25 protein-coding genes and 1 riboswitch are annotated in these 25,487 nt (G+C 56.6%); of the genes, 8 read left to right on the top strand and 17 right to left on the bottom strand.

Features of this window, described 5'->3' with window-relative positions; translation table 11 throughout:
- Position 1: 1 nt before the first annotated feature.
- From otnI to VNZ60_RS15070, 6 genes are all read right to left on the bottom strand, one after another.
- On the bottom strand, positions 2 to 790 hold the full coding sequence (gene otnI / locus VNZ60_RS15095) for a 2-oxo-tetronate isomerase (protein WP_325660479.1): 789 nt from the start codon (positions 788 to 790) through the stop codon (positions 2 to 4).
- 77 nt (positions 791 to 867) lie between these two features.
- Positions 868 to 2,178 (bottom strand): MFS transporter, encoded by a 1,311-nt coding sequence (locus VNZ60_RS15090; protein ID WP_414648852.1) that lies wholly within the window; start codon positions 2,176 to 2,178, stop codon positions 868 to 870.
- Between the two features lie 83 nt (positions 2,179 to 2,261).
- On the bottom strand, positions 2,262 to 2,936 hold the full coding sequence (gene otnC / locus VNZ60_RS15085) for a 3-oxo-tetronate 4-phosphate decarboxylase (protein ID WP_325660475.1): 675 nt from the start codon (positions 2,934 to 2,936) through the stop codon (positions 2,262 to 2,264).
- The gene (otnK, locus tag VNZ60_RS15080; RefSeq protein ID WP_325660473.1) at positions 2,933 to 4,288 is read right to left on the bottom strand and encodes a 3-oxo-tetronate kinase; all 1,356 of its coding nucleotides are present in this window, start codon (positions 4,286 to 4,288) and stop codon (positions 2,933 to 2,935) included. Before otnK ends, otnC begins: the two co-directional genes overlap by 4 nt.
- Positions 4,289 to 4,291: 3 nt before the next feature.
- Positions 4,292 to 5,185 (bottom strand): L-threonate dehydrogenase, encoded by an 894-nt coding sequence (gene ltnD, locus VNZ60_RS15075; protein ID WP_325660471.1) that lies wholly within the window; start codon positions 5,183 to 5,185, stop codon positions 4,292 to 4,294.
- 36 nt (positions 5,186 to 5,221) lie between these two features.
- Entirely contained in the window at positions 5,222 to 5,983 is a 762-nt protein-coding gene (locus tag VNZ60_RS15070) for a FadR/GntR family transcriptional regulator (protein ID WP_325660469.1), read from the bottom strand.
- Positions 5,984 to 6,256: 273 nt separating this feature from the next.
- Between VNZ60_RS15070 and VNZ60_RS15065 the strand changes: the two genes are divergently transcribed.
- From VNZ60_RS15065 to VNZ60_RS15045, 5 genes are all read left to right on the top strand, one after another.
- Entirely contained in the window at positions 6,257 to 7,420 is a 1,164-nt protein-coding gene (locus tag VNZ60_RS15065) for an ABC transporter substrate-binding protein (protein ID WP_325660468.1), read from the top strand.
- A 27-nt stretch (positions 7,421 to 7,447) separates the two neighbouring features.
- Complete coding sequence (locus VNZ60_RS15060) at positions 7,448 to 8,620, top strand: HPP family protein (RefSeq protein WP_325660466.1); 1,173 nt, start codon at positions 7,448 to 7,450, stop codon at positions 8,618 to 8,620.
- Positions 8,621 to 8,663: 43 nt separating this feature from the next.
- Positions 8,664 to 8,927, top strand: a riboswitch (cobalamin riboswitch).
- Positions 8,928 to 9,015: 88 nt separating this feature from the next.
- The gene (locus VNZ60_RS15055) at positions 9,016 to 10,893 is read left to right on the top strand and encodes a TonB-dependent receptor plug domain-containing protein (RefSeq protein WP_325660464.1); all 1,878 of its coding nucleotides are present in this window, start codon (positions 9,016 to 9,018) and stop codon (positions 10,891 to 10,893) included.
- Positions 10,894 to 10,933: 40 nt separating this feature from the next.
- Positions 10,934 to 11,920 carry a FecCD family ABC transporter permease gene (locus VNZ60_RS15050; RefSeq protein WP_325660462.1) on the top strand — a complete coding sequence of 329 codons (987 nt, stop codon included), beginning with the start codon at positions 10,934 to 10,936 and terminating at the stop codon, positions 11,918 to 11,920.
- Between the two features lie 10 nt (positions 11,921 to 11,930).
- Positions 11,931 to 12,710, top strand: coding sequence for an ABC transporter ATP-binding protein (locus VNZ60_RS15045; protein ID WP_325660460.1), 780 nt, complete (start codon positions 11,931 to 11,933; stop codon positions 12,708 to 12,710).
- A gap of 13 nt (positions 12,711 to 12,723) precedes the next feature.
- Here the strand turns inward: VNZ60_RS15045 and VNZ60_RS15040 are convergent, their stop codons facing one another.
- From VNZ60_RS15040 to VNZ60_RS15025, 4 genes are all read right to left on the bottom strand, one after another.
- The gene (locus VNZ60_RS15040; RefSeq protein ID WP_414648860.1) at positions 12,724 to 13,644 is read right to left on the bottom strand and encodes a cobalamin-binding protein; all 921 of its coding nucleotides are present in this window, start codon (positions 13,642 to 13,644) and stop codon (positions 12,724 to 12,726) included.
- A 2-nt stretch (positions 13,645 to 13,646) separates the two neighbouring features.
- Positions 13,647 to 14,486 (bottom strand): pantoate--beta-alanine ligase, encoded by an 840-nt coding sequence (gene panC / locus VNZ60_RS15035; RefSeq protein ID WP_325392989.1) that lies wholly within the window; start codon positions 14,484 to 14,486, stop codon positions 13,647 to 13,649.
- An 80-nt stretch (positions 14,487 to 14,566) separates the two neighbouring features.
- A complete protein-coding gene (locus tag VNZ60_RS15030; protein ID WP_325392991.1) occupies positions 14,567 to 15,430 on the bottom strand; it encodes a segregation and condensation protein A in 864 nt (287 codons plus the stop codon).
- A gap of 21 nt (positions 15,431 to 15,451) precedes the next feature.
- Complete coding sequence (locus VNZ60_RS15025; RefSeq protein ID WP_211461138.1) at positions 15,452 to 15,661, bottom strand: DUF3460 family protein; 210 nt, start codon at positions 15,659 to 15,661, stop codon at positions 15,452 to 15,454.
- A 153-nt stretch (positions 15,662 to 15,814) separates the two neighbouring features.
- Between VNZ60_RS15025 and bamE the strand changes: the two genes are divergently transcribed.
- Positions 15,815 to 16,321, top strand: a complete 507-nt coding sequence (bamE, locus tag VNZ60_RS15020; RefSeq protein WP_325392995.1) for an outer membrane protein assembly factor BamE domain-containing protein — start codon at positions 15,815 to 15,817, stop codon at positions 16,319 to 16,321.
- A 44-nt stretch (positions 16,322 to 16,365) separates the two neighbouring features.
- Here the strand turns inward: bamE and solA are convergent, their stop codons facing one another.
- The 6 genes from solA to metG all read right to left on the bottom strand — a co-directional run bounded on the left by solA (position 16,366) and on the right by metG (position 23,205).
- Positions 16,366 to 17,520 (bottom strand): N-methyl-L-tryptophan oxidase, encoded by a 1,155-nt coding sequence (gene solA, locus VNZ60_RS15015; RefSeq protein WP_325660455.1) that lies wholly within the window; start codon positions 17,518 to 17,520, stop codon positions 16,366 to 16,368.
- The gene (locus VNZ60_RS15010; RefSeq protein ID WP_325392999.1) at positions 17,517 to 18,458 is read right to left on the bottom strand and encodes an EamA family transporter; all 942 of its coding nucleotides are present in this window, start codon (positions 18,456 to 18,458) and stop codon (positions 17,517 to 17,519) included. Before VNZ60_RS15010 ends, solA begins: the two co-directional genes overlap by 4 nt.
- The gene (locus tag VNZ60_RS15005) at positions 18,451 to 19,362 is read right to left on the bottom strand and encodes a methyltransferase (protein WP_325393001.1); all 912 of its coding nucleotides are present in this window, start codon (positions 19,360 to 19,362) and stop codon (positions 18,451 to 18,453) included. The genes VNZ60_RS15010 and VNZ60_RS15005 overlap by 8 nt, the downstream gene beginning before the upstream one ends.
- 8 nt (positions 19,363 to 19,370) lie before the next feature.
- Positions 19,371 to 20,183, bottom strand: coding sequence for a pyrroline-5-carboxylate reductase (gene proC, locus VNZ60_RS15000; protein ID WP_325393003.1), 813 nt, complete (start codon positions 20,181 to 20,183; stop codon positions 19,371 to 19,373).
- Between the two features lie 424 nt (positions 20,184 to 20,607).
- Positions 20,608 to 21,087: a GNAT family N-acetyltransferase gene (locus tag VNZ60_RS14995; protein ID WP_325660453.1), complete on the bottom strand. Its 480-nt coding sequence runs from the start codon at positions 21,085 to 21,087 to the stop codon at positions 20,608 to 20,610.
- A gap of 12 nt (positions 21,088 to 21,099) precedes the next feature.
- Positions 21,100 to 23,205 (bottom strand): methionine--tRNA ligase, encoded by a 2,106-nt coding sequence (gene metG, locus VNZ60_RS14990; RefSeq protein WP_325660451.1) that lies wholly within the window; start codon positions 23,203 to 23,205, stop codon positions 21,100 to 21,102.
- Positions 23,206 to 23,390: 185 nt separating this feature from the next.
- Between metG and apbC the strand changes: the two genes are divergently transcribed.
- Positions 23,391 to 24,479: an iron-sulfur cluster carrier protein ApbC gene (gene apbC, locus VNZ60_RS14985; RefSeq protein ID WP_325660449.1), complete on the top strand. Its 1,089-nt coding sequence runs from the start codon at positions 23,391 to 23,393 to the stop codon at positions 24,477 to 24,479.
- 29 nt (positions 24,480 to 24,508) lie between these two features.
- On the opposite strand, the gene VNZ60_RS14980 is transcribed toward apbC, so the two are convergent.
- Entirely contained in the window at positions 24,509 to 24,880 is a 372-nt protein-coding gene (locus tag VNZ60_RS14980) for a cupin domain-containing protein (protein WP_325660447.1), read from the bottom strand.
- Between the two features lie 105 nt (positions 24,881 to 24,985).
- On the opposite strand from VNZ60_RS14980, the gene VNZ60_RS14975 reads away from it, so the two are divergent.
- Entirely contained in the window at positions 24,986 to 25,393 is a 408-nt protein-coding gene (locus VNZ60_RS14975) for a DUF4399 domain-containing protein (RefSeq protein WP_325660445.1), read from the top strand.
- Positions 25,394 to 25,487: the final 94 nt, after the last annotated feature.

Below are 25,487 nucleotides of genomic sequence, written 5' to 3'. Positions count from 1 at the left end.
CTCACAACCACGGCTTGAGCCAGCCCAGTCCGTCGGAAGTGGCGCCGCGCGGCCGGTATTCGCAACCGATCCAACCCTGGTAGCCGAGACTGTCGATCAGTTCGAACAGATACGGATAATTGATCTCACCGATATCCGGTTCATGCCGCTCCGGCACGCCGGCAATCTGGATATGGCCGATGCCGGCCTGCGGCCGCAGCATGTCGCGCTTGAGCTTGACTGCCAGGTCGCCCTCGACGATCTGGCAGTGATACAGATCGAACTGCACTTGCAGATTAGGGGCGCCGACTTCGGCACAGATAGCCTGCGCATCGTCCTGGCGATTCAGGAAAAAACCAGGGATGTCGCGAGTATTGATCGGTTCGATCACGATGGTGACGCCATGCGCGGCGGCTTCAGCAGCGGCATAAGCCAGGTTCTCCAGGTACACGGCGCGGTGGCGGGCGCGGTCCTGCTGCGGCTGAATCAGGCCGGCCATTACATGCAATTTGTTATTGCCGAGCACCTGCGCATATTCCAGGCCGGTCGCCACGCTGCGCTTGAATTCATCTTGCCGACCAGGCAAGGAGGCAATACCGCGCTCACCGGCTGCCCAGTCACCCGGAGGGGCGTTGAAGAGTGCCTGCGTCAAGCCGTTGTCCTGCAATCTTTTCTGCAGTTCAGCAGCGGCGTACTCATACGGAAACAGAAACTCGACGCCCTTGAAACCGTCCCTGGCCGCAGCCGAAAAACGGTCCAGAAAAGCGTGCTCGTTGTACATCATGGTCAGATTGGCGGCAAAACGTGGCATCACAAAACTCCTGAACTGAAAACCGGCGCGCCCGATGTGTTCTGCGCGCGCCGGTAAAAAACTGCATTAAAAATATCTTAGCGGTTGACCATCTTCGCCGGTGTTTTCAGGATCGCAATCGCTCCAATCACCAGCATGGCCGCCAGCATGAACATGCCGGTTTGATTGTTGTGCGTAGTATCTTTCAACCAGCCGACCAGGAACGGGCTGACGAAGCCGGCCAGGTTGCCGACTGAGTTGATCACCGCGATGCCGGCAGCGGCGCCGGTGCCGGACAGGAAAGCCGTCGGCAGCGACCAGAACAGCGGCGAGCAGGTCAGCACCCCCATCGCCGCTAGCGACAGGAAGGCAATCGCAATCACGGTATTGTCGGCGGCGATGGCGGAGATCACAAAACCTACCGCACCCAGCAAGGCCGGCACGATCAGATGCCAGCGCCGTTCACGCAAGCGGTCGGAACGGCGGCCGATCAGGATCATGGCGAACACTGCACAGACGAAGGGAATCGCGCTGATCAGGCCGATCTTGAAATCGCCGACCACGCCGGAGGCTTTGACCAGTGTCGGCAGCCAGAATGTCAGGCCGTACTGGCCCATGACGATACAGAAATAAATCAGGCACATATGCCAGATGCGGATGTCCTTGAACACGCCGGCGGTCGACTTCGGGCTTTCCTTGTCCTTCTGGTCGGCGCGGATTTCGGCTTCCAGGTAATCCTTTTCGGCTTCGGTCAGCCACTTGGCTTTGCGGATGCTGTTGTCCATCACGAAGAACACCGCGATGCCGACCAGGATGGCCGGTATCGCTTCGATCATGAACATCCATTGCCAGCCGTGCCAGCCGCTGGAGCCGTGGAAGGATTGCATGATCCAGCCCGACAGTGGATTGCCGAAAATGCCGGAGACGGGAATCGCCGCCATGAAAGTGGCGACCACCTTGGCCCGCCGATGCGAGGGGAACCAGTAAGTCAGGTAGAGGATGATGCCGGGATAGAAGCCGGCTTCGGCCAGCCCCAGCAAGAAGCGCAGGACGTAGAACTGGGTCGGGGTCTGGACCCAGGCAAAACACGCAGACAGAATGCCCCAGGTAATCATGATGCGGGCGATCCACAACTTGGCGCCGACGCGGTTCATGATCAGGTTGCTGGGCAGTTCAAACAGGAAGTAGCCGAGGAAAAAGATACCGGCGCCGAGGCCGAAAATGGTTTCGCTGAAGCCCAGGTCCTGCGACATCTGCAGCTTGGCAAAGCCGACGTTGACGCGGTCCAGATAGGCCACCACGTAACACAGCATGATGAATGGCACAAAGCGCCAGAATACTTTCTTGTACAGATTTTCGGCTTGTTCGGCCGGCAGGCTGATATTAGCCTGCGTGATTGTTGCTGACATCTCGTCTCCACCCATCTAAAAAGTTTTGAAATTAACTGGCCGTTTCTATTATTTGAAACTTACCAACTTACCAACTTACCAACTCACCAACTTGCACCAAATACCCGATACAACTCATCCAAAGCCTCCGCACTCAGCGGCTCAGGTTTATCCCGCACCATCAGCCACAAACGCGCTGTTTCTTCCAGCTCTTCCAGTGCGAACGCTGCTTGCGAAATACTTTCATGCCACAGCACCGGCCCCAGGCGCTCCAGCAATACGCCGCGCACGCTGGTTGCCAGCAATTTGACTTGCTCTGCCACCTGCGAATCGCCAGGGCGGCAATACGGGATCAGGGGAATCCGCCCGACCTTCATCACCTGATACGGCGTGATCGGCGGCAGCACGGCGCTGTCATGCCAGACTCCGGCTAGCGTGAGCGCTACCAGATTGCTCGAATGGGTATGCACCACCGCTTGCATCAGCGGGTTGTTATCGTAGACCGCGCGATGCAAGGTCAGGGTCTTTGAAGGTTTGTCGCCGCTGACCCACTGGCCATTCAGATCGACCTTGGCGATCTGCGCCGGCGCCAGTCTGCCGAGGCAGGCGTCGGTCGGCGTGATCAGCCAGCCGTCATCCAGGCGGGCGCTGATATTGCCGGCCGTGCCCACCGTGTAATTGCGTTGATACAGGCTAGCGCCGATCTCGCAGATTTCTTCGCGCAGCGCCTGTTCCTTAAGCGTAGTGCTAGCGCTTGCCGGATTTTTTGGAATGGTCATAGACGTGTCTCACCGAGTCGATTTTCACCCAACTGATTTTCACCCAACTGATTTTCACCCAAATGAAGCAGCGCCTTTTCAAAAAAATCGATGCTGCCGAAGTTGCCGGATTTCAGCGCTAGCGCCAACGGTGTCGCACCGATCGACGCCGTCGCCGGCACGCCCGGATCGATTTGCGCGCCGATGCGCAAGGCATGCACGCCGAGCGCCTTGACTACTGCACCGGAGGTCTCGCCGCCGGCAATCACAAAGCGCCGCACCCCGCGCGCCAGCAAGGCGGCGGCGATGTCGGCCAGAGCTTGTTCGATCAGCAGGCCGGCGCGTTCGACGCCGAGTTTTGCCTGCACTTGCTTCACTTGTTCTGGTGTGGTGGTGGCGTAGATCAGTACCGGCTGCTTATCCTTATCGAGATGCTGCTGGGCGAAGGCCAAGGCCTGCGCCACTACCGGCTCGCCGCCAGCCAGCGCCAGCGGATCGATGCGGAATGCCGGGCGTTTCTCTTTCCATGCGTCGACCTGGGCATTGGTGGCTTTCGATGCGCTGCCGGCCAGGACGACCGACAAGCCGTCGATCGCAGGCAATTCACTCGCCTTGGCGCCTTGCTGCGGATTGAGCAAACCGGCGCGCACGAAATTAGCGGGCAGTCCGAGTGCGACGCCAGAGCCGCCGGTGACCAGCGGCAAGTCGGCGCAGGCAGCGCCGATGGCGTACAGGTCCTGATTCTCCAGGGCGTCGACAATCGCCATCCGCACGCCTTGCTGACGCAGCGCATCCATTCCGGCGCGGATCGCATCCACCCCTTGGGAAACCGCCGGATAGCCGATCAATCCGACTTTGGACGGCGTTTGCTGCTGCAGCACGCGCACCAGATTAGGATCGGTCATCGGCGTCAAGGGATGATTTTGCATGCCCGATTCGTTGAGCAGCTGATCCTGGATAAACAGATGGCCGCGATACAGGGTGCGGCCGGTTTCCGGGAACACCGGGCAGGCGATGGTGAAGTCGCTTCCCAGCGCCTGCAGCAGGGCGTCGGTGACAGGGCCGATATTGCCTTGCGGCGTCGAGTCGAAAGTGGAACAGTATTTGAAGAAAAACTGACGGCAGCCTTGCTGCTGCAGCCAGCGCAGCGCGGCCAGGGAGTCGGCAACAGCTTCCGCGGCAGGCACGGTGCGTGATTTGAGCGCCACCACGATGGCGTCCACCTCTTGTGGTGCGCTGTCCGGCACGCCTATGGTCTGTACGGTGCGCATACCCTCGCGCACCAGCATGTTGGCGAGATCGGTAGCGCCGGTAAAATCATCGGCGATGCAGCCGAGCAGTGGTTTTGTTGCGGCGTTCTGTTGTGCTGACATCGGTTACTCCTGCGCTGTCGGTAGCGTGATGCCTGGGAAAATCTTGATCACGGCGGAATCGTCTTCGGCGCCGTGGCCGGCGGTGGACGCCATCATGAACATCTGGTGCGCAGCAGCCGACAGCGGCAGCGGGAATTTGCTGGCGCGTGCGGTATCCAGCACCAGGCCCAGGTCCTTGACGAAAATATCGACCGCAGACAATGGTGTGTAATCGGCCTTCAAAATGTGCGGCACGCGATTTTCAAACATCCACGAATTGCCGGCGCTATTGGTAATCACTTCGTACAGGGCATCGGCATCGACGCCTTCGCGCATGCCCAAAGCCATCGCCTCCGCCGCCGCCGCAATATGCACGCCGGCCAGCAACTGGTTGATGATTTTGACTTTGGAGCCGACGCCATGCGCCTCACCCAGCCGGTAGACCTTGCCGGCGATCGCTGCCAGCACCGCTTCGCCCTTGGCGTAAGCGGCGGCCGGGCCGGAAGTCATCATGGTCATTTCACCGGAAGCTGCACGCGCAGCGCCGCCTGACAACGGCGCATCGAGGAACAGCAATTGCAGTGCAGCCAGCCGCTCGCCAAGCTTGACGGCGTATTCCGGCGCCACGGTAGCGCTGGCAATCACCAGGCTGCCGGGGCGCATGGCGGCCGCAGCGCCTTGCTCGCCGAACAGCACCTGCTCGGTTTGCGCGGCGTTGACTACCACCGTAATCACCACCTCGCATGACGCACCGAGTTCGGCCGGACTGTTGCAGACGATGCCGCCTTCGCTGGCAAACTGCTGCAATACTTCGGCGCGGACATCGCAAGCATGCGTGCGCAAGCCGGCGCGTAACAAAGAACGGGCAACGCCCAAACCCATGGCGCCAAGGCCGATTACACCTACATTGATAGTCATTGCTGAACCTGATAAGCGAGTTAATAGTTAGCGGGATTAACGAGATTTCGGAGTGCTCTTGGCGCTCTTGCTTTCCTGAGCGGCCTTGGTATCGGCGGCGCCTTGCGCCATGCGGCGTGCCGCATTGAACATATGGTTTTGCGCCGCGTTGCGCGCCGCCAGCGCATCGCCGGCTGCAATCGCAGCAGCAATGGCGGCGTGTTCTTCATAGACCTGGCGCATGAAGTCATCGCGCCTGGCTTCGTTGCTGCGGGTAACGGCGGTGGCGGCTTCCAGGTACTGGCTGAGGAAGGCCAGCGTTTGCAACAGGAAGGGATTGCCGGTGGCTTCGGCGATGCTGCGATGGAACATGACATCGGCCGGCACGCCGTCGCCGCCGGCGTTGACATCGGCGGCGATGCCTTTCAGCGCGGTTTCGATGGCTTTCAACTGGCGCGGCGTACGGCGGGTAGCGGCCAGTGCCGCGACTTCGGCATCGATGGCGCGCCGCAGCTCGACAATCTGCAGCACCGCATCGGCCGACGAGGCCTGGTCGAACTGGATCCGCAACGGCCGCACATGGCCTTGTTCGCTGACATAGACGCCGCTGCCCTGGCGCGGCTCGACCGCACCTTCATTCTTCAAACGGGAAATCGCTTCGCGCACCACCGTGCGGCTGACGCCGAATTGCTCGGACAGGGCCGGTTCGGTAGGCAATTTTGCACCCGGGCCAAACTCGCCGGTTTCTATCTTTTTCAGCAATTCCTGGGCGACGGTATCGCTCAAAGAAGTCCGATTGGCATTCAGTTTATTGAACATTTTGTCTCTTCCAGCGGCATATTTTTATCGTAATGTGACCATATCATCATACGAATTATTGGAAAAATCAAGATTTGTTTCAAAGACGGGCTGTCATCCCTGCGTATGCGGGGATCCAAGTTAGTGATTAATATTGCAACCAAGATTGCAACCAAGATGGATTCTCGCGTTCGCGGGATTGACGCAACAGGAGTTAGAATCCTGTCCTTGTAGAAATATTCCCATGTCATACGTCAGGATTGATAGTTGATGAGAAATTCGATGAGAAATTCGATGAACAAAATCACACGCGCTTATCTGATTTCGTCTGTTGTTCTGCTGTCCATATGGAGCGCTGCGGCCTCGGCGCAAATCCGGATTGGCGTGGATATCGCCGTCACCGGCCCGGCTGCGGCAATTGGCGCGCCGACCAAAAACGCCATCTTGCTATGGCCGAAAGTGATTGCCGGACAAAAGGTCGAGTACATCATCCTGGACGACGCCTCCGATCCGACCAACGCAGTGCGCAATGCGCGCAAACTGATCACAGAAGAAAAAGTCGACCTGATCGTCGGCCCGAATACCACGCCGGCGGCCTTGGCCATGCTGGATGTGGTGGCCGAGGCAGAAACGCCGATGGTGGCGCTGGCGGCGTCGGCTTCTATCGTCGAACCGCAGGACGCCAAGCGCGCCTGGGTCTTCAAGCTGCCGCAAAACGATTCCCACATGACGACCATCCTGACCCAGCACATGGCGGACAACGGTATCAAGACCGCAGCTTTCATCGGGTTTGCCGACGCCTACGGCGACAGCTGGTGGCGCGAGTTTTCGCACCTGGCCGAGCTCAGGAAAATCAAGATTGTCGCCAGCGAGCGCTATAACCGCAATGACACCAGCGTCACCGGGCAAATCCTCAAGATCATGTCGGCGCGGCCGGATGCGGTGCTGATCGCCGGATCGGCGACGCCGGCTGTCCTGCCGCAAAAGACCTTGGTCGAGCGCGGCTACAAAGGCCGCATCTACCAGACGCACGGCATCGCTACCGCGGATTTCCTGAAAGTCGGCGGCAAGGATGTCGAAGGCACTTTTTTCCCGACCGGACCGGCGGTGGTGGCCAAGCAATTGCCAGACTCGAATCCGGTCAAGAAAACGGCACTGGATTTCACCCGCCGCTATGAAGCTGCCTACGGCGTTGACACTATGACGCAATTCGCCGCCGACGCCTGGGGCGCTTACATGCTGATCGCCAACGCGGTGCCGCAAGCGTTGAAATCCGGCCAGCCTGGCAGCAAGCAATTCCGCACGGCGCTGCGGAGTGCGTTGGAAAACACCCATGACCTGACTATTCCGCAGGGCGTGGTCAACATGAATCCCAAGGATCACGTGGGGCTGGACCAGCGCTCGCGCGTGATGGGGCGGATCGTGAACAATAAATTTACCTACGCTTACGGCGGCTAAGCGAAAAAAAAAAGAAAGCAAAAGAAGATGAAGCTGTTTGGCTTGTGGGTGCGCGGTTTTGTCCCGGCGCCGGTGATGGTCAACGCTACCGAGCGCATGCGTGCCTGTTGCGGCGCCTTGTTGGGAATTTTGCTGACCGGGCTGGTGAGCCACTGGGCGCTGGGTTCGACGGCGGCGCTGCCGTTGCTGATCGCGCCGATGGGCGCCTCCGCGGTATTGTTGTTCGGGGTGCCGGGCAGTCCCCTGGCGCAGCCCTGGTCTATCGTCGGCGGCAACCTGGTTGCGGCGTTGATCGGCGTCAGCTGCGCGCGTTGGATTCCCGATCCGGTGTTGGCCCCGGCCGTTGCGGTGTCTGCTGCGATCGGCGCCATGTTTTTCTTGCGCTGCCTGCATCCGCCCAGCGGGGCAGTGGCGCTGACGGCAGTGCTGGGCGGGCCGGCCGTGACCAGCCAGGGTTTTCATTTCGTGCTGACGCCGGTGTTGCTGAATTCTTTTTTGCTGTTGCTGGTGGCGCTGCTGTTCAATAACGCGACCCGCCGCCGCTATCCGCATGTGGCGCACGCCGATCCGGGCAAATTGCATCAGACCAAAGACCAGCCCAGCGGCAGACGTATCGGCTTCACGCAGGAAGACCTGGATTATGTATTGCATCAATATAATCAGGTGCTCGATGTCAGCCGCGACGATCTGGAAAGCCTGATCCTGCAAACCGAGCTGCATGCCTACCAGCGCCGCTTCGGCGCGATTACCTGCGCCGATATCATGTCGCGCGATGTCATCAGCGTCGAGTTCGGCACTTCGCTGGAAGATGCCTGGGGGCTGTTGCTAAAGCATAAGATCAAGGCTTTGCCAGTCATCAATTCTGCCAAGCGCCTGATCGGCATCATCACCCAGACCGATTTCATGCGGCAGGTGAATTTGCAGGTGTACACCGGTTTCGACCAGAAACTGAAACAGTTCATCCGGCGCACCACCAATAGCCATTCCGACAAGCCGGAAGTGGTCGGCCAGATCATGACCAGCGCTGTTCAGAGTGCAGCGGCCGACGCCCATATCGTCGAACTGGTGCAACCCTTGTCCGATTCCGGCATACACCACATCCCGATTGTGGATGACCAGCGGCGCCTGGTCGGCATGGTGACGCAGTCCGACATGGTGGCGGCTCTGTATCGCGGGAATGCGAATTTAACCACACCCTGAAGCATTTGCCTCATCCTGCAATTGCTGCAAACCGGCGCGGGCCGTACAATGGCGGGGTTTTGGTGCACGCGGACATGTCCATGTCCGCAGTTAAACGGGAAACACGGCGTCATGTGCTCGCCAAGAGCACCGGCCAACGTGTGCTGCCCCCGCAACGGTAAAACAAGCGTCGCCGGTAAGCAATCCATCGCTGGATGCTGACCGCGCCGACAGAACGCATCTACTACCACTGTGTGCTGGCTTGGCATGGGAAGGTTATGCGCTCCGACTTGTTAGCCCGGATACCGGCCAAAGCAGGTGGAGTAAAGAATAGACAGCCAGCAAGCTGTTTATTGGCTACTACCGTTAACCGGGCTTGCGGGGAGGCAGGCTGGGGACTCTTATTGTAATCAACCATGACATCATCTTTATCACGCCGCTGCGGCGCGACCTTGAAGCCGCTCGCGCTGGCTTCAGCCCTTCTTTCTGCCGCGACAGTATCGGCCCAAATCACCCCCACTCCGGACCAGTTGCAGGTGGTAGTCACCGCAGCCCGGGTCGAACAGCCGCAAACCGACGCCTTGCCGCACACTACCGTGATCAGCGCCGAAGACATCCGCAATTCACAAGCGCCGGATCTGCCGGCACTGCTGGAACGCCAGGCAGGTTTGCAGATTACCCGCACCGGCGGTCCCGGCCAGCAGGCGTCCTTGTTCATGCGCGGCGCCAATTCCTCGGAAACCCTGATCTTGATCGACGGCGTACCGATCCGGCGCCAGGCTTCGTTCGGTTTGCCGGCGCTTGAAAATATCTTGCCGGATCAGATCGACCACATCGAAATCGTGCGCGGCAATGTCTCGGCGATTTACGGTTCCGGCGCGATCGGCGGCGTGGTGCAGATTTTCACCAAACGCGGCGATGGCGCAGCAAAGTTCAACACCTCGGTGGAAGCCGGCTCGCGCGGCACCTATGAAGGCAATGTGGGGGTCAACGGCAAGAGCGGCGATACCCGTTATGCCTTATCGCTGACACGCTTCAAGACCAATGGCTTCTCGGCGCAAAATCCTTTGCAGAACCCGAACGTCAATCCAGACCGCAATGGCGACGGTAATACCAGCGTCTCGGGCTCGGTATCGCAGGAATGGCGCACTGGCAATGAAATCGGCGTGCGGGTTTATGCCAACGATGCAAAATATACTTACGACGACGCCTTTGGCACGCCTACCGATCAAAACAACGGCCACTCGAAGAGCCAGTCGCTGGCAGTGTTCAGCAAGAATCGCTTTACCCAGGACTGGACCTCGACCCTGACTTTGTCGCAAAACGTCAACCGCGACAATCTCGACGGCCAGAGTACTTTCGGCAATAGCAGCAATGCCTACAAGAGTACGCAAAACCTGTTGCAGTGGGCGAATGAATTGCGTTTGTCGCCGCTGTGGACAGCCACTGCCGGTGTCGACGCCGGCCGCGAAAAGGCGGACATCAGCTCGAACAGCAGCTTTGGCAATTCCAGCGACAGCTTCTCGCGCTCGACCTCCAGCGTATATGCCGGCGCGCTAGGCAAGATCGGCCCGCATCAGTTGCAATTGAACCTGCGGCACGACTATGCCGGCGGTTCCGGCTCCGACAATACCGGTTACCTGGGTTATGGCTTTGCCTTGACCGACAGCGTCAAGCTGATCGCCAATGCATCCACAGCATTCAATGCGCCGACCCCGGCACAGCTGTTCCAGCCGATTTACGGCAACCGCAACCTCAAGGCTGAACGCTCGAAGTCGTATGAAATAGGTGCGCAATACGCCGCCGGCGCGACCATCTTGCGCGCCACGCTGTTCGATACCCGCACTCACGACCAGTTCGGCTTCGATCCGCTGACCTTCCAAACCATCAATATTGCGCGTGCCAAGAACCAGGGCTTGGAGCTGAGCGCCAGCACCGTTCTGGCGGCCATCGACTGGCGCGCCAGCCTGACTTTGCAAGATCCGAAGGATGAGAGCAGCAATAAAGTCCTGGTGCGACGCGCCAAGACTTTGGGCTCTTTGGGAGCGGCAAAGAGCTTCGGCGCCTGGCGTCTCGGCGCCGATGTGCAATACACCGACAGCCGCACCGATATTCCCGGCAATCCTAAGCTGGCTCCCTATTGGCTGACTAACGCCAATGCGCGCTATCAGTTGAATAAGGAAGTGTCTTTGTTCGGCCGTATCGATAATCTGTTCAATCGCGATTATCAGACAGCTTATGGCTACAATCAGCCCTCACGAGGTTTGTTTGTAGGTGTAAATTGGCAGCAGTAATCAGATAATCGGCCGACTAACCAGCTCATCGCTCACACCATTGACTAGCATCACCACATTACGCCGCGCCATCGCCATCCTGTGCTGCCTGGCAGTATTCGCAGCATTGGCGCTAGCGCTCGCGGTTTCTTGTGGCAGCAGTGGTTGTGGGCTGGCGGCCGATCAAATCTATTTGTCCTTGCGCCTGCCGCGTGCGCTGACTGCGTTCGTGGTCGGCGGTTTGCTGGCGCTGGCCGGGGCGTTGATGCAGGTCTTGCTGCGCAATCCCCTGGCCGATCCTTATGTACTGGGTTTGTCCGGCGGTTCTGCCGCCGGTGCTTTATCGGCCTTGCTGGTGGCTAGTCATTTTGGCGGCATGGGTGATGTTGCTGCAGCGTTGGGCGCAGCGCTGGGGGCGGGGCTGGCGGTAGCGTTGCTGTTCGGCCTGGCGCGCCAGGCTTTGCGCCGTCTGCCCGATGTTGGCCAGCATAGCGGTCATCGCTTGATACTGACTGGCGTGATGATCGCTGCCGGTTTTGGCGCGATCGTGACCCTGGTGTTGACGCTGGCGCCTGACGGCCAGTTGCGCGGCATGCTGTTCTGGCTGATGGGCGACCTGGAAGACGGGCGCCTGTTGTTGCCAGCGGCAGTGCTGCTGTTGCTGATTTTGCTATGGAGCGGATTGAATGCACGGCAGCTGAATCTGCTGGCGCGCGGCGAGGGTTTCGCGCAATTGCTGGGAGTGCCGGTATTGCGCCTGCGCTTGCTGACTCTGTGTGCGGCCTCGCTGGCGACCGCTGCTGCGGTCATAGTGGCCGGCACGATCGGTTTTATCGGTCTGGTGGTGCCGCATGCGATCCGTCTGCTGGTCGGCAACGATCAGCGCATCCTGTTGCCTGCCAGCGTGCTGACCGGCGGCGCTGCGCTCGCGCTGGCAGACCTGGCGGCGCGTACCGCAGTCGCGCCGACGCAATTGCCGGTAGGGGTGATCACCGCCCTGGTCGGGGTGCCTGTATTCCTGTGGCTGCTCTCGCGCAGCAAGGCATGAGAGGCAGGCCATGAGCGCATCCACAAATCCTTTGCTTTGCACCGAACAACTGAGCGTGAGCGTTGGCCACAAAGTCTTGTGCAGCGGGCTGGACTGGCAAGTCGCGCCGGGCCAGTTCTGGTGTGTGCTGGGCCGTAACGGTATCGGCAAAACCACTTTATTGCATACCTTGGCTGGTCTGAAGCGGCCGGCTGGCGGCCGCGTGCTGATCCAGGGCCGTGATATACAAACCACATCGGCACAGCAGCTGGCGCGTCTGCGCGGCTTGCTAGCGCAGCAACAGGCCGATGCGTTTTCCAGCAGCGTGCTGGCGGCGGTGGTCGCTGGCCGCCATCCCTATCAATTCGGCTTCGGCTGGGATATGGAAGATGACCGGGCGTCGGCAATGCAGGCGCTGGAGCAGGTCAGGATGGCCGCCTTCAGCAGCCACGATGTGATGCGCCTGTCGGGCGGCGAGCGGCAGCGGGTGGGCTTGGCAACCTTGCTGACGCAGGACCCGCTGTTATTCATGCTGGATGAGCCGACCGCACATCAAGACGCTGCGGCGCAAATCGTGGTGATGGAATTACTGCGCCGTTTGCCGCCGCAAAAAGCGGTGATCGCCGCCTGCCATGACATCAATCTGGTGGCGCATTACGCCAGCCACGTGTTGTTGCTGGGAGATGGCCGGGTGTGGCAAGGCAGCAGCGACAGCGTGCTGCAGCCGGAGGTCTTGCAGGCTGCATTTTCTTGTTCGTTTGAAGTGGTGGAAAACGGTTCACGGCGTTTGTTTATGCCGGTTGCGTCTTAGCTCACAAAAAAAATCACCGGCGCCGGCTGCGCGCCAGATCCAGTTTCTGACATAACTCTGCAGCGCCATCCAGTATGCGCGGCCCGGGGCGGCTCATCCAGTTCGGCGTTAAGGCAAACAGATTATTGCTTACCACAGCGGTGAGTTTCGGAAAGCGCCGCCAGCCTGTATCGGGCGAGGCGCCGCCATCGGCGGCAAAAATCACTTCCGGATTGGCTTGCAACACCGCTTCGGTGCTGACCGTCGGCGCCAGTTGCGGCAGTTTGCCGAATACATTTTCGCCGCCGCATAAAGCAATCACGCTCGACACCATATGGCTGTCGTTGAGCGTCATCAACGGCTTTTGCCAGATCTGATAAAACACCCGCACCGGTGGCCGTTGCCGATAAGTCGTATCAAGTTGCGCCAGGCGCGTCTTGAAAGCGGCGGCGGCCGCAGCGCCGCTCGCTTCGGTACCGGCCAGTTGCGACAACCGTAGCAGCGACGAGCCGATGCTGTCCAGCTGGCGCGGTTCGCTTTCGAATACAGGAATGCCGATAGCGCGTAACCTGGCAATCTGGCTGGTTGAATTGCCGCTGCTCCAGGCCACTACCAAATCCGGTTTGAGAGCAACAATCCGTTCGATATCGAGTGCGCTGCTGCTACCCATCGACGGTATTTTTTTTGCGGCCGGCGGGTAATCGCTATAGTCGCTGACACCGATCACATAGGCGCCAGCGCCGGCGGCAAACAGCAGCTCGGTAGCGTGCGGCGCCAGGCTGACGATGCGATGCGCGGGATGGGGCAGGACGACGCTGTGTTGCGCATCGTCTTGCACGGTGATGACCTGTGCGTTGGCAGCAGTGGCGAGCGACGCCGCAACAGCTGCTCCGGCCGCGGTCAGCCAGATGCATGCTCGTCTGTTGCGGAGCAGCCGCTGCAAGGTCGGGGCCAGCTTCAAATTTCCAGGTTGTCGATCAGGCGCGTGCCGCCCAGCTTGGCGGCGGCCAGCACCACCAGCTTTTCGCCCTGCGCCAGATCGCCCGCAGCTGGCGGCTGCAGATCGCTGCGCTTGCGGATCGAGATGTAATCCGGCTGCCAGCCGCGGCTGCCAAGTTGCGCCATCGCCTGTTTTTCCAGTTCGAAGATATCGAGGTGGCCGGCGCGTACTTCGTCGGCCACCTGGTTAAGCGTCTTGAACAGATTCGGCGCTTCCGCGCGTTCGTCGGCGGACAAATACATATTGCGCGAAGACAGCGCCAGGCCGTCGTCGGCGCGCCAGGTTTCGGCGGCGATGATTTCAGTCGGCAAGGCGAATTGCTTGGACATATTGCGCACGATCATCAGCTGCTGGTAATCCTTCTTGCCGAATACCGCAACCCGTGGCTGGACGCAGGAAAACAGCTTGAGAACAACGGTAGTGACGCCGGTAAAAAAGCCCGGGCGGAATTCACCTTCCAGCATATTGCCAAGACCGTCCGGCGGGCGCACGCGGAATTCCTGGGGTTCCGGATACAGGTCTTTTTCGGTAGGCGCAAACAAGACGTAGACACCTTCCTTTTCCAGCTTGGCGACGTCAGCGGCAAAGGTGCGCGGATATTTGTCGAAATCCTCGTTGGGGCCGAACTGTAGGCGATTGACAAAGATCGAGGCGACCACCGGGTCGCCATGTCTCTTGGCCAGCCGCATTAGCGACAGATGGCCCTCATGCAGATTGCCCATGGTCGGCACGAAGGCGGTACGCAGTTGGCCGCGCAGTTGGTCGCGTAGCTCTTCAATCGAGGAAATGATTTTCATGTCTGAATCGGAGGTAAGTTATTTTTATATCGGGATGCGGCGTATTGCTGGTGTAGAAGCAAACCGACGCTTATGTCGACTTATGCCGGCGCATAAGTCGGCGAGTAGGCCAGCCTTACGTAGATAGGCGCGAACGGTTCGGCCTGGGTGATTTCAATCAGGGTTTCCTTGGCCAGCTCCAGCATGGCGATGAAATTCACCACCAGCACTGGCACGCCGCGCGCCGGATCGAATAATTCGGCGAACTCGACAAAACGCGACGATTGCAGACGCCGCAAAATCCCGGTCATGTGTTCGCGCACCGACAGTTCTTCGCGGCTGATGGTGTGGTGAGCGGTCAGCTTGGCGCGTTTGATGACATCGGCCCAGGCTGCCTGCAGATCGTCCAGGTTGACGTCCGGCCAGCGCGTGACAATGCTTTGTTCGATGTAGATCTGGGTGCGGACATAATCGCGCCCGAGTTGCGGCAAAGCGTCGATCTCGCGTGCCGCCAGTTTCATCTGCTCGTATTCCAGCAGGCGCCGCACCAGTTCCGCGCGCGGATCTTCGGCTTCTTCGTTGTCGGTCTTGCGGACCGGCAGCAGCATGCGCGATTTGATCTCGATCAGCATCGCCGCCATCAGCAGATATTCGGCCGCCAGCTCCAGATTGGTGATGCGGATCTGGTCGACGTATTCCAGATATTGCAAGGTGACTTGCGCCATCGGGATGTCGAGGATATTGAAATTCTGTTTGCGGATCAGGTACAGCAGCAGATCGAGCGGGCCTTCGAATGCTTCCAGGAAGATTTCCAGCGCATCCGGCGGAATGTAGAGATCGGTCGGCATGCGGAACAGCGGCTCGCCGTATAGACGCGCAAAAGCCACGCCGTCGATCACATTCGGTGTCGAATCGGGTTGGCCCTCCAGCGTCAGTTCAGCGGCATCCGACAAATTCTGGCTCATCTGATCGATCCGGGGAGGAACTTAGTGGTTGTTCTGGTACACGTAGGGTTGTTGCTGAACGCGCGATTCCTGGGTGCGCAGCTGGCTGTCCAGGTCAATCGGGGTTTTGTCCCACAGCAGGGCGCGGCCGGCGAGTTGCTGCTCTTCCAGTTTTGGATTGTTTTGCTTGAGTTCTTCAACGAACTTCGTGATGTCCGATTGGTAGCCAGTGATTTGCTTGGAGAATTTCATGGTTGCTTTGATAATCCGATGGGAATAGGCGCTATTTTATGCTATTTCGCAGCCGCCCGACCGCTTTGTCGTTGGGCTCAGTGTCCATCAGACAATTGAGGGGCGATATACTTGACGCCAGGACTAGAACCATCATCAGACAGAGGAAACGGCATGAAACCATGGGTACGCAGCATTTTGATATTGATTGTCCCGTTTCTTGTCGCGGCTTGTGATCAGAACGGCAATTTCACACAGGAGCCTGGATTGGAAAAACTTAGTCGCGGGGTATCGTCGGAAGCCGATGTGCGCAACGCCATGGGCCAGCCGGATACGGTCTGGGAAGCGGAAAGCGGCGAACGCTCGCTGGAATATCCGAAAGGGCCGGCCGGTGCGCGTACCTGGATTTTCTATATCGGCAAGGACGGCAAGCTGAGCGATTACAAACAAGTTCTGACCGAAGAGAATTTTGCCAGGATCAAAGTCGGCATGAATAAGGAAGAGGTACGCAGGATGCTGGGCAGGCCGGGCAGCGTGGTGCAGTTTGCGCGCAAGAACGAGGAAGTGTGGGACTGGCGCTACGTCCCCAGCGACGCCAGCCAAGCATTCTTCAATGTGCACATGGATATCACTAGCGGGGTGGTAACAGGCACTTCAAGATCGGATATTGGCGGGCACTAACGTTAAAGTTTGCATCGATGTAAACAAGCGCAATCTATTTCCCATCAAAAACTAAAGCGTGAGACCGCAAAAACGGATAGGTCGGTTGGTGGCTTCTTACCTTGAGCCAATAGGGCCAGAGACTCACCAATTGCGGATCCAAATTTGAATCCATGGCCTGAACAGGCAGACGCAAAAAAAACGTTTGAATACTTTTCCGAAGCCCCAATTAAGAAATTTTCATCCGTACTCATGGTGTAAAAACAAGAACTGGAAGCGATCGGATTTGGATTGAGCCCAGGAAGAAGCTGTTTTATATATCGCGATATTTCACCAATATGTTGCGTCGAGACGCTTTGTTTGAGGCCGTCTGGCTTACAAGGAACATGCTGTCGATTATGGAAGCCGATTTTGACCCCTCGCTCCGAACTTACTCCGGCCGGAATACCGTAAATTAAATGCCCATCTGGGTGATCGTATAAAAAAGCAGGGAAGTTGTCGCTGGTAAATTCTTTCCTGCGTTTATCCAGGCTATCAAACCAGTAGATCGGAACTCTGTTTGACGAAAGATGATTACTCAACTCTGGTAAAAGATCGTGTGCCATCCAGGGCCCGGTCGTGATGACCACAGAGCGTGCTCGAAATTTTTCGTCATTATTGGTCATGGTTAACAAAATTGATTCGCCGCATTTTTCTATTTTCTGAACCGTTCGCCCGAAACGGGTTTCGGCCCCACTTTGAATGGCTAGATCGATCATCTGCAAGCGTACTTTGTTTGCCATGATGATATAGGCGCCAGGTTCGTATATTGCCTCCATGTCATCCGGAACACGAAATGCTGGAAACCGTCTTCGAATTTGTGCCGTGTCTAGTACCTCATAGGCGATTGCGCCAGCTTCCGCAGTATTTCTGCTTCCTTTAACTATTCCGGTAGATGGATGGCCCATAAAGATGCCGCCAGTAGGTACTATTAATTTCTCGTTGCTTGTCGCCTGTAATTCTGTCCATAGCTCATGAGCTCGGTTTAACAGTGGGAGATATTTTTCACCTTCCCAATATGCGCGACGGAGAATCCTGGTTTCTCCATGAGATGAGCCAAACTGATGTGTGGGTCCAAAACTCTCAATACCTAACACACTCGCTCCGGAGCGAGCTAAATGAAAAATTGTTGACGAGCCCATGACGCCCAATCCTACGACAACCACATCGTAGTCTTTCATTTCTGCTTCCTCCGACGAAGTTTGATTATTCCTAGTTGATCACTTCTAAGAAAAGATTCACCCACAATGAGCAACAACGCTGCCCAAATGAGAGAAAAGCAAATCAACGTATTGCTGGATAAAGGTTGATGATAAAAGACCAAAGCGACAAAGAGCTGTGTCGTTGGAAGGATAAATTGAAAAAATCCCATCGCAGACAACGCAAGTTTTTGGGCTGCGAAGGAAAACATCCATAAAGGAATGATGGATACCAGCCCAGTTGCAGCGAGCAATAATACGGTTGTGATAGGTAAGGAATGCGGCAGCTGGAAAGAAAGACTCGATATAGGGATAAGAAAACAAAGAAGAAGCGAAAGAACCGCAGTTTCTATGAATAGCCCGGAGAATGGATCTAACGGCGTTATTTTTTTGAAGTACGCATATCCTCCCCACGTGGCACCAATAACGAGGTACACCGCTGGATTAAGTTCTCCACTCCGAAATAACAGGAGCAATATGCCCACAACGATTACCGCGATCGCGAATCGACGAATATTGCTGACCCGCTCTCCAAATGCCAAAGCACCCACCCCAATCGCGACAAAAGGTGCGATGAGATACCCTATCCCGCTTTCCAGAACATGCCCATTGATTGAGGCCCAAATGAACGTTCCCCAGTTGATTGCAACAAGCAAGGCTGCCATTGCATGATGCGAGATTATTTTCGGAGAAATGACAATGATTAATTTTCTGTATTTACCGAGAATGCTCATTGCAAGAATCAAGGTGCCCAATGACACAACAATTCGATAGCAAAGCAGTGTTTCAGATGAAATTATGGAGAGCTCACGCCAAAATAATGATGAGGCACCGAGAATAACATTTGCTGTAATTCCGGCTACCGCTGCCGTAATGATGACGGCAGCAGCACTGCCATTGCTTGATGCGCCGTTAGCCATGTATGCGACCCATCCGGTTTCTGTTCCAGATGCATTCGACAAGTTCGTATGACCAATACAGATTTCCCTTGCTGTCCAAACTATAGGCCGCCTGATGTCGCTCTTGCCATTGAGAAAATTCCTCCCGTAGCCGGGAGGCAATTTTTTTCCAATGTTCTGAATAAAATAGCAGCGGAAATGTATAGCGCTCTAGCAGACGAAATTGAAGAGGACAGGCGCCACATTGCTTATTGCGATATCGCATTAAAACATCCTTGATGCCCACTAATGAATTCAAACCAATAATCGCCCGCCCGTTCTCTTGAAGATAGGACGGTAATTCCTGAAGAAAATCTAGTAGTAATCTATCGCCATAAAACATTGCTGAGGGGGCAAGTTCCTCAGTATTGTCGATCGCTGTCAAATGTTTCAATAAATCATCTGATGGCGTTCGCCATCCTGGAGGGTTGAAGATCACCGTGCCGAATTTTCGTAATTTATTTGGTAAATCATAGAAGAGATCACTAACCGCGAAGGAAATTTTATTGTCTCCAAAGTTCAACATTTCGTTTCGTATGGCAAGGTCAACTGCAGCTGCCGAAATATCTGTGCCGACGATATCTTCTGCTCCCATGTCCCGTAATAGTATGGCTAGTACACCGCCTCCCGTACCGATATCAAGACAGCCGCCCTTCAATTCATCGTCACGCAGCGTTTTTAACATGTAGTTACCCAATGCCAATCCCGCTGGACTGATTTTAAAAACACCAGGCTCATCAATTAATCTGATGCTATGCCCCATGCCAAAATAAGTATCATATGTACTCAGCTTTTCACGGTTGTCCTGGTGCCGGTCTGAAAATTTCGAATAATGTGTTTCATAAAATTTTTCAACTAACCAGCTTTTATCATTTAAACCTAGCATATCGTCCTCTACGTTTGCATGTGAAGAAATTGACCAAGCTCCCTGGATCGAGCTGAAGACTTTGCGAGGCCAGATCTAATGATGAGCTCTAGATTGTTTTCCTTGAAATGAAATAGCCCTCTTTCCGTGGTTCCTTGAGGAGTCATTACTTCGTTGCAGATTTGCATTGCCGATTTTCCAGTTGCATCGAGTAGGTCTGCAGTCCCTCTCAATACTTGTGCAACCATTAGTGCCGAATCTGCATTATTAAAGCCGGACTGCATCGCGAAATCTTGCATAGCGTTTGCGAAATAAGCGACAAATGCCGGTCCGCCGCCGCAAAGAGCCGTAGCATGATCGATAAGAGACTCGTCCGAGACACGTAATATTTTCCCAAAAGATTGAAGCACTTCCTCCGCCGTGGCTAGATTCTTTGCATTGGTATTTGAGGAAGCACAGAAGACGGTCATCCCTTGAAATATTTCGGATGGCGTATTTGGAATCGAGCGGATAACCTGAGTTACGGCAAGTAATTTTGAGATTGTTGCGACGGTAATTCCAGCCATTACCGATATCACGGGGCCCGTTCGGTCAGATCTGAGCTGTGTGTCTTTTGCGAATTTGGAGAATGCCTGTGGCGGCATAGCTAACACCAATATATCGTCATCTCCGATAATTTCGAGCGATGCGGCGACGTTCAGATCGTGCCGCTCCTTAAGAGTTTTGCGGCGCGACTCATTTGGATCTACAACATATAGATCAACACGATATTTCTGTAAGAGGCCTAGAATAATTGCGGTTCCCATGTGACCAGCACCAATCACCACGATTCTTTTTTTCATTGTCGTTCCTTAGGTTGAGAGTAGCTTTCTACTAAGTTGTTCGCGATCTTCTTGGTAACAGGGGCGGGAATGCAGGGTTGCTGAACAGCGACAGCTGTGAAGGCCGTCCCATTCAGACGGAATTACATTTGACGCGATGGCGGGAACACTTCTTCAGCTGTCGCTGAGCATGTTTTGCGCCGGCCCATTGAAAATGAGCTTACTTTAGAAAATGTGTGGTTGGTTGGTTCATCCATGAGAAATTCGGTATTCAAGAATTTGCTTAAACCTGCTCGCCTGGATTACTTTGCGGCGATTGTTGATACCGAGGGGGCGGATTGCCATTGAGCTGAGGGTAGGGCGTAGCGCTGCGCGGGTTCTGTTTCTGAATACAGAAACAGATAGGGATATTGACTGAATGACGTCGTTTTGATTAACAGTGAAACTAACGTTTCAACCAGCGCCGCATCACGATCGGCGGTTCTTCCAGCGGATTGGCGCGGGTGTATTCAAGTTCCGGCGCCAGTTCGAATTCAAATACGGCATACAAATCGACCACCCTGGTCTGATCGGCGCGCACCGCCAGCCGCAGTTCATTGACGTCGGCGCTGCGGGCGCGATGGATCACCGCTTCCATCAGATGCTGCGATAAACCTTGGCCGCGATACGCCGGCAACACGCCCATGCGCAGGATTTCCCAGACTTCGGTTTCGGTGTCTGACGGCAGCCAGCGCACCGAGCCGATGGGCTGCTCATCCAGCAACAAAACAAAGCCGCCGCCGCGTTGCAGATCCTGCTGTACCCGTTCGGTGTTTTCGCGATGGCCGCTGGAGCTGGCGGCGACCCGCTCGGCCCAGCAGGCACGCGTCAGGTCGGCGATCAGTACTGCATCGCCGGCGCCGGCTTCACGGACCTGCAGACTCATCCAGCGCGCCTCTTAGCTGACGCGCATGCCAGGTTCGGCGCCTGGCCACGGGTTGAGCACATAGATGCCTGGATTGGTTTTGCCGTCGGCGGCCGAGGCGGCCAGCACCATGCCTTCCGAGATGCCGAATTTCATCTTGCGCGGCGCCAGGTTAGCCACCACCACCGTCAGCTTGCCGACCAGTTCCTCCGGTTGATAAGAAGACTTGATGCCGGAGAACACATTGCGCAAGCGGCCTTCGCCCACATCCAGGGTCAGCCGCAACAGTTTGTCGGAACCGTCCACATGTTCGCAATTGACGATCCTGGCGATGCGCAAATCGACTTTCACGAAATCGTCGATCTTGATTTCGGCAGCCAACGGTTCGATTGCGCTGGCGGCGGTGTCGGCGCTGTCTGTGTCGGCAACTTCGCTGGTTGCCGCCACTGCTGCCGGTGCATCGAACAAGGCGTCCAGCATCTTCGGATCGACCCGCGTCATCAGGTGCGAGTAGGTATTGATGCGATGGCCGTCGGCCAGTGGGCGGGCGACGTCGGCCCATACCAGCGGCTCGATTTGCAAGAAATTTTCGACCTCGGCCGCTAGTGCCGGCAACACAGGTTTCAGATAAATGGTCAGGATCCGGAACGCTTCCAGCAAGCGGCTGCAAACTTCGTGCAGGGCGGCTTCCTTGCTTGGATCCTTGGCCAGTTCCCACGGCTTGTTGGCGTCGACGTAAGCGTTGATGACATCGGCCTGTTCCATCACTGCGCGTAGTGCCTTGCCGTATTCGCGGCCGTCGTACAACGCTTGAATGTCGGCGGCAACCGCACGCAGCTTAGCCAGGAACGGATCGCTATCGGTAGCCCAGGCGGTGCTGAGCTTGCCATCGAATTTCTTGGCGATGAAACCGGCGGCGCGGCTGGCGATGTTGATGTACTTGCCGATCAGGTCGGAATTCACGCGGGCCACAAAATCTTCCGGATTGAAATCGATGTCTTCTACCTTGGCGCTCAGCTTGGCCGCGATGTAGTAACGCATCCATTCCGGATTCATGCCGAGTTCCAGGTAACGCAGCGGCGAAATGCCGGTGCCGCGCGATTTCGACATTTTTTCGCCGGAGACGGTCAGGAAGCCATGCACGAACACATTGTTCGGGACTTTCTGGCCAGAGAAATGCAGCATGGCCGGCCAGAACAGGGTGTGGAAATAGGTGATGTCTTTGCCGATGAAATGATATTGCTCGGTCTTCGGATCGGCCATGAAGGCGTCGTAGTCGCGCCCGATTTTGCCGAAATAGTTTTTCAGCGAAGCCAGGTAACCGACCGGAGCATCCAGCCAGACATAGAAATATTTACCCGGTTCATCCGGGATCTCGATGCCGAAATAAGGCGCATCGCGGCTGATATCCCAATCGCCCATGCCGCCGTCGCTTTCCAGCCATTCCTTGGCCTTGTTGGCGACTTCCGATTGCAGCCGTGGTTTGCCGTCGGCATTACCCAAGGCCCAGCCGCGCAGGAATTCCACGCATTGCGGGTCGGACAGCTTGAAGAAAAAGTGTTCCGACGATTTCATCACCGGCGTCGCGCCGGTCAGCGTCGAGTAGGGGTTTTTCAGGTCGGTAGGCGCATACACCGAGCTGCAGACTTCGCAGGAATCGCCGTACTGGTCCTTGGCGCCGCATTTCGGACATTCGCCCTTGATGTAGCGATCCGGCAGGAACATGTTCTTGACCGGGTCGAAGAATTGCTCGATGGTCTTGGTCGAAATGAAGCCGGCCGCTTTCAGCTTGCGATAGATATCGCGCGACAGCTCGTGGTTTTCCGGGCCGTCGGTCGAATGCCAATTATCGAAGGCGATGTGGAAACCGTCCAGGTATTGCTTGCGGCCGGCAGCGATCTGCGCCACGAATTCCTGCGGCGTGATACCGGCTTTTTCGGCGGCGATCATGATCGGCGCGCCGTGGGCGTCGTCGGCGCCGACGAAATTGACTTCATGGCCCTGCATTCGCTGGAACCGCACCCAGATGTCGGCCTGGATATATTCCATGATGTGGCCGATGTGAAACGCTGCGTTGGCGTAAGGCAGGGCGGTAGTGACGAATAATTGGCGGGGAGTTGAAGTCAAAATGATGCTCATTTGGCAATGAATTTGCAACGTCAAGCGCTGCTGATTGGAATAAAAGAGTGATTTTAGCAGTGACGGGCCGGTCCTTGCTCTAATCCTTGCGCCAACCCTGCTTTGAGCCTGGGCGACGGCAGCGGAAATCCGGCGATTTGGTTTAGACTTGGCGCATCTTATAAAGAACGTGCAGAGGAAAAGTAATGAGCGTCACGATTGAAGCAGTCAAGGCAGCGTTATCCGGTGTGATCGACCCGAATACCGGTAAGGATCTGATCAGCAGCAAGTCGGCCAGAAATATCAGGCTGGAAGGTTCCGACGTATTGTTTGACGTCGAGCTGGATTATCCGGCCAAGAGCCAGTTTGCACTGATCGGGGACGCAGCAGCAGCGGCAGTCGGTGCGCTGGACGGGGTTGGCAAGGTCAGCCCCCATGTCTATTCGAAAATACAGTCGCACGCAGTACAGCGCGGCATCAAGCTGATGTCCAACATCAAGAACATCATTGCGGTAGCGTCCGGCAAGGGCGGCGTCGGCAAATCGACCACCGCGGTCAACCTGGCGCTGGCGCTGGCGGCGGAAGGCGCTCAGGTCGGGATTCTTGACGCCGACATCTACGGCCCTTCGCAGCCGATGATGATGGGCATCAGCGGCCGTCCGGAAACCAAGGATGGCAAAACCATGGAGCCGCTGGAAAATCACGGTCTGCAAGTATCCAGCATCGGTTTCATGGTCGATCCCGACGAGCCGATGGTGTGGCGCGGCCCGATCGTGACCCAGGCTCTGCAGCAGTTGCTGGACCAGACCAACTGGCGCGATCTGGATTACCTGATCGTCGACATGCCGCCGGGCACCGGCGATATCCAGCTGACCTTGTCGCAAAAAGTGCCGGTAACCGGCGCCGTCATCGTCACTACGCCGCAAGACATCGCGTTGCTGGATGCACGCAAGGGTTTGAAAATGTTCGAGAAGGTCGGCATTCCGATTCTTGGCGTGGTCGAGAACATGAGCACCCATATCTGCTCTAATTGCGGCCATGCCGAAGCCGTCTTCGGCGAAGGTGGCGGCGCCAGGATGTGTGGCGAGTACGGCGTTGAATTTCTCGGCGCCTTGCCGCTGACCATGTCGATCCGCCAGCAGACCGATTCCGGCACGCCGACGGTGGTGGCCGAACCTGATGGCCCGGTGGCGCATATCTATAAAGAGATTGCGCGCAAGGTGGCTATAAAAGTGGCGGAAAAAGCCAAGGATATGAGCAGCAAATTTCCTACTATCGTGATCAAGAACGACTAAGGCTAAAGGGAAGGCCTCGGCGCAAACCTCTATTCGCGATGAGGATGCCGGGGTTCTTGCGGCGTGTCGCAAACTTCGTGATGTATCGCCAGCCAGATTGTAGGCTGCGTCGCATCGGTCCATTCTATGCGGTGGCGGCAATGTGACGGGATATGGAGCCAGGCGCCGGGCTGCATGACATGTTCGCCGGTCGTGCCTTCCAGCGTCAATCCGGCTTGGCCGCTCAGCAGCAATACCCATTCTTCCTCTGGATTGTCGTACCAGAAGCCGGGCGGACTGGCCTGGCCATTGGAAATGATGCGCTCGATTTTCAGGCCGGCGCGTTGGTGCAGAAGTTCGAACACTTCCGCTGAACCGTCAAGCGGCAGTTCGTTCAGTAAATTGCCGTAGGCAGCTTGCATGGTGGTTTCCTTGTGGCAGCGAGTTGCTGGCGTATCAATGTATTATTGCACTCAGTGCTTTGCCCCGACCTTAAATTATCTATTCCCTACATAAAGGACAAGACGATGAAGCCACGCCTCTTTTCTGTACTGCTTTCCGCAACCTTGCTGAGCGCTGGCCTGTTGCCGCAGATGGCCCACGCCGCATCGGTCGCCTTCATCGAACCGGTGGACGGCGCCGTAGTCAGCAATCCGTTCACCGTCAAGTTTGGCGTCAGCGGCATGGAAGTCCGGCCTGCCGGCGATATGACGCCGGGCGTCGGTCACCATCATCTGTTTATTAATGAAGACAGCATGGCTGCCGGACAGTTGATTCCGATGGACGATAAGCATTTGCATTTTGGCAAGGCACAGACGGAAACCAGTGTGACGCTGCCGCCAGGTCAATATAAATTGACCATGCAATTTGCCGACGGCACACATCACTCGTATGGTCCTGAAATGAGTAAAACCATCAACGTCACCGTCAAATAGACGATCGCCCGAGCTAATCCCGACCAGCGGTTCCATCTGCTGATGCAACGCGGTAAAATGGAGTTTTCCTTGATAACGGCTTTGGCAATCCAAG

It is taken from the genome of Collimonas sp. (genome assembly GCF_035566375.1).
Classification (GTDB): Bacteria; Pseudomonadota; Gammaproteobacteria; order Burkholderiales; family Burkholderiaceae_D; genus Collimonas.
This window is presented reverse-complemented; position numbering and strand designations above follow the sequence as displayed.

Bases quoted from the DNA above. Each gene is read 5' to 3' on its own strand.
- solA (WP_325660455.1), bottom strand. From the start codon at position 17,520: ATGAAAGACTACGATGTGGTTGTCGTAGGATTGGGCGTCATGGGCTCG.
- VNZ60_RS14980 (WP_325660447.1), bottom strand. From the start codon at position 24,880: ATGCAAGCTGCCTACGGCAATTTACTGAACGAACTGCCGCTTGACGGT.
- otnK (WP_325660473.1), bottom strand. From the start codon at position 4,288: ATGTCAGCACAACAGAACGCCGCAACAAAACCACTGCTCGGCTGCATC.
- VNZ60_RS15030 (WP_325392991.1), bottom strand. From the start codon at position 15,430: ATGAGCCAGAATTTGTCGGATGCCGCTGAACTGACGCTGGAGGGCCAA.
- VNZ60_RS15065 (WP_325660468.1), top strand. From the start codon at position 6,257: ATGAACAAAATCACACGCGCTTATCTGATTTCGTCTGTTGTTCTGCTG.
- ltnD (WP_325660471.1), bottom strand. From the start codon at position 5,185: ATGACTATCAATGTAGGTGTAATCGGCCTTGGCGCCATGGGTTTGGGC.
- VNZ60_RS15055 (WP_325660464.1), top strand. From the start codon at position 9,016: ATGACATCATCTTTATCACGCCGCTGCGGCGCGACCTTGAAGCCGCTC.
- VNZ60_RS15070 (WP_325660469.1), bottom strand. From the start codon at position 5,983: ATGTTCAATAAACTGAATGCCAATCGGACTTCTTTGAGCGATACCGTC.
- VNZ60_RS14995 (WP_325660453.1), bottom strand. From the start codon at position 21,087: ATGAGTCTGCAGGTCCGTGAAGCCGGCGCCGGCGATGCAGTACTGATC.
- VNZ60_RS15045 (WP_325660460.1), top strand. From the start codon at position 11,931: ATGAGCGCATCCACAAATCCTTTGCTTTGCACCGAACAACTGAGCGTG.
- VNZ60_RS15090 (WP_414648852.1), bottom strand. From the start codon at position 2,178: ATGTCAGCAACAATCACGCAGGCTAATATCAGCCTGCCGGCCGAACAA.
- bamE (WP_325392995.1), top strand. From the start codon at position 15,815: ATGAAACCATGGGTACGCAGCATTTTGATATTGATTGTCCCGTTTCTT.
- proC (WP_325393003.1), bottom strand. From the start codon at position 20,183: ATGAAAAAAAGAATCGTGGTGATTGGTGCTGGTCACATGGGAACCGCA.
- metG (WP_325660451.1), bottom strand. From the start codon at position 23,205: ATGAGCATCATTTTGACTTCAACTCCCCGCCAATTATTCGTCACTACC.
- VNZ60_RS15025 (WP_211461138.1), bottom strand. From the start codon at position 15,661: ATGAAATTCTCCAAGCAAATCACTGGCTACCAATCGGACATCACGAAG.
- VNZ60_RS15010 (WP_325392999.1), bottom strand. From the start codon at position 18,458: ATGGCTAACGGCGCATCAAGCAATGGCAGTGCTGCTGCCGTCATCATT.
- otnI (WP_325660479.1), bottom strand. From the start codon at position 790: ATGCCACGTTTTGCCGCCAATCTGACCATGATGTACAACGAGCACGCT.
- VNZ60_RS15005 (WP_325393001.1), bottom strand. From the start codon at position 19,362: ATGCTAGGTTTAAATGATAAAAGCTGGTTAGTTGAAAAATTTTATGAA.
- VNZ60_RS14975 (WP_325660445.1), top strand. From the start codon at position 24,986: ATGAAGCCACGCCTCTTTTCTGTACTGCTTTCCGCAACCTTGCTGAGC.
- otnC (WP_325660475.1), bottom strand. From the start codon at position 2,936: ATGACCATTCCAAAAAATCCGGCAAGCGCTAGCACTACGCTTAAGGAA.
- VNZ60_RS15060 (WP_325660466.1), top strand. From the start codon at position 7,448: ATGAAGCTGTTTGGCTTGTGGGTGCGCGGTTTTGTCCCGGCGCCGGTG.
- panC (WP_325392989.1), bottom strand. From the start codon at position 14,486: ATGAAAATCATTTCCTCGATTGAAGAGCTACGCGACCAACTGCGCGGC.
- apbC (WP_325660449.1), top strand. From the start codon at position 23,391: ATGAGCGTCACGATTGAAGCAGTCAAGGCAGCGTTATCCGGTGTGATC.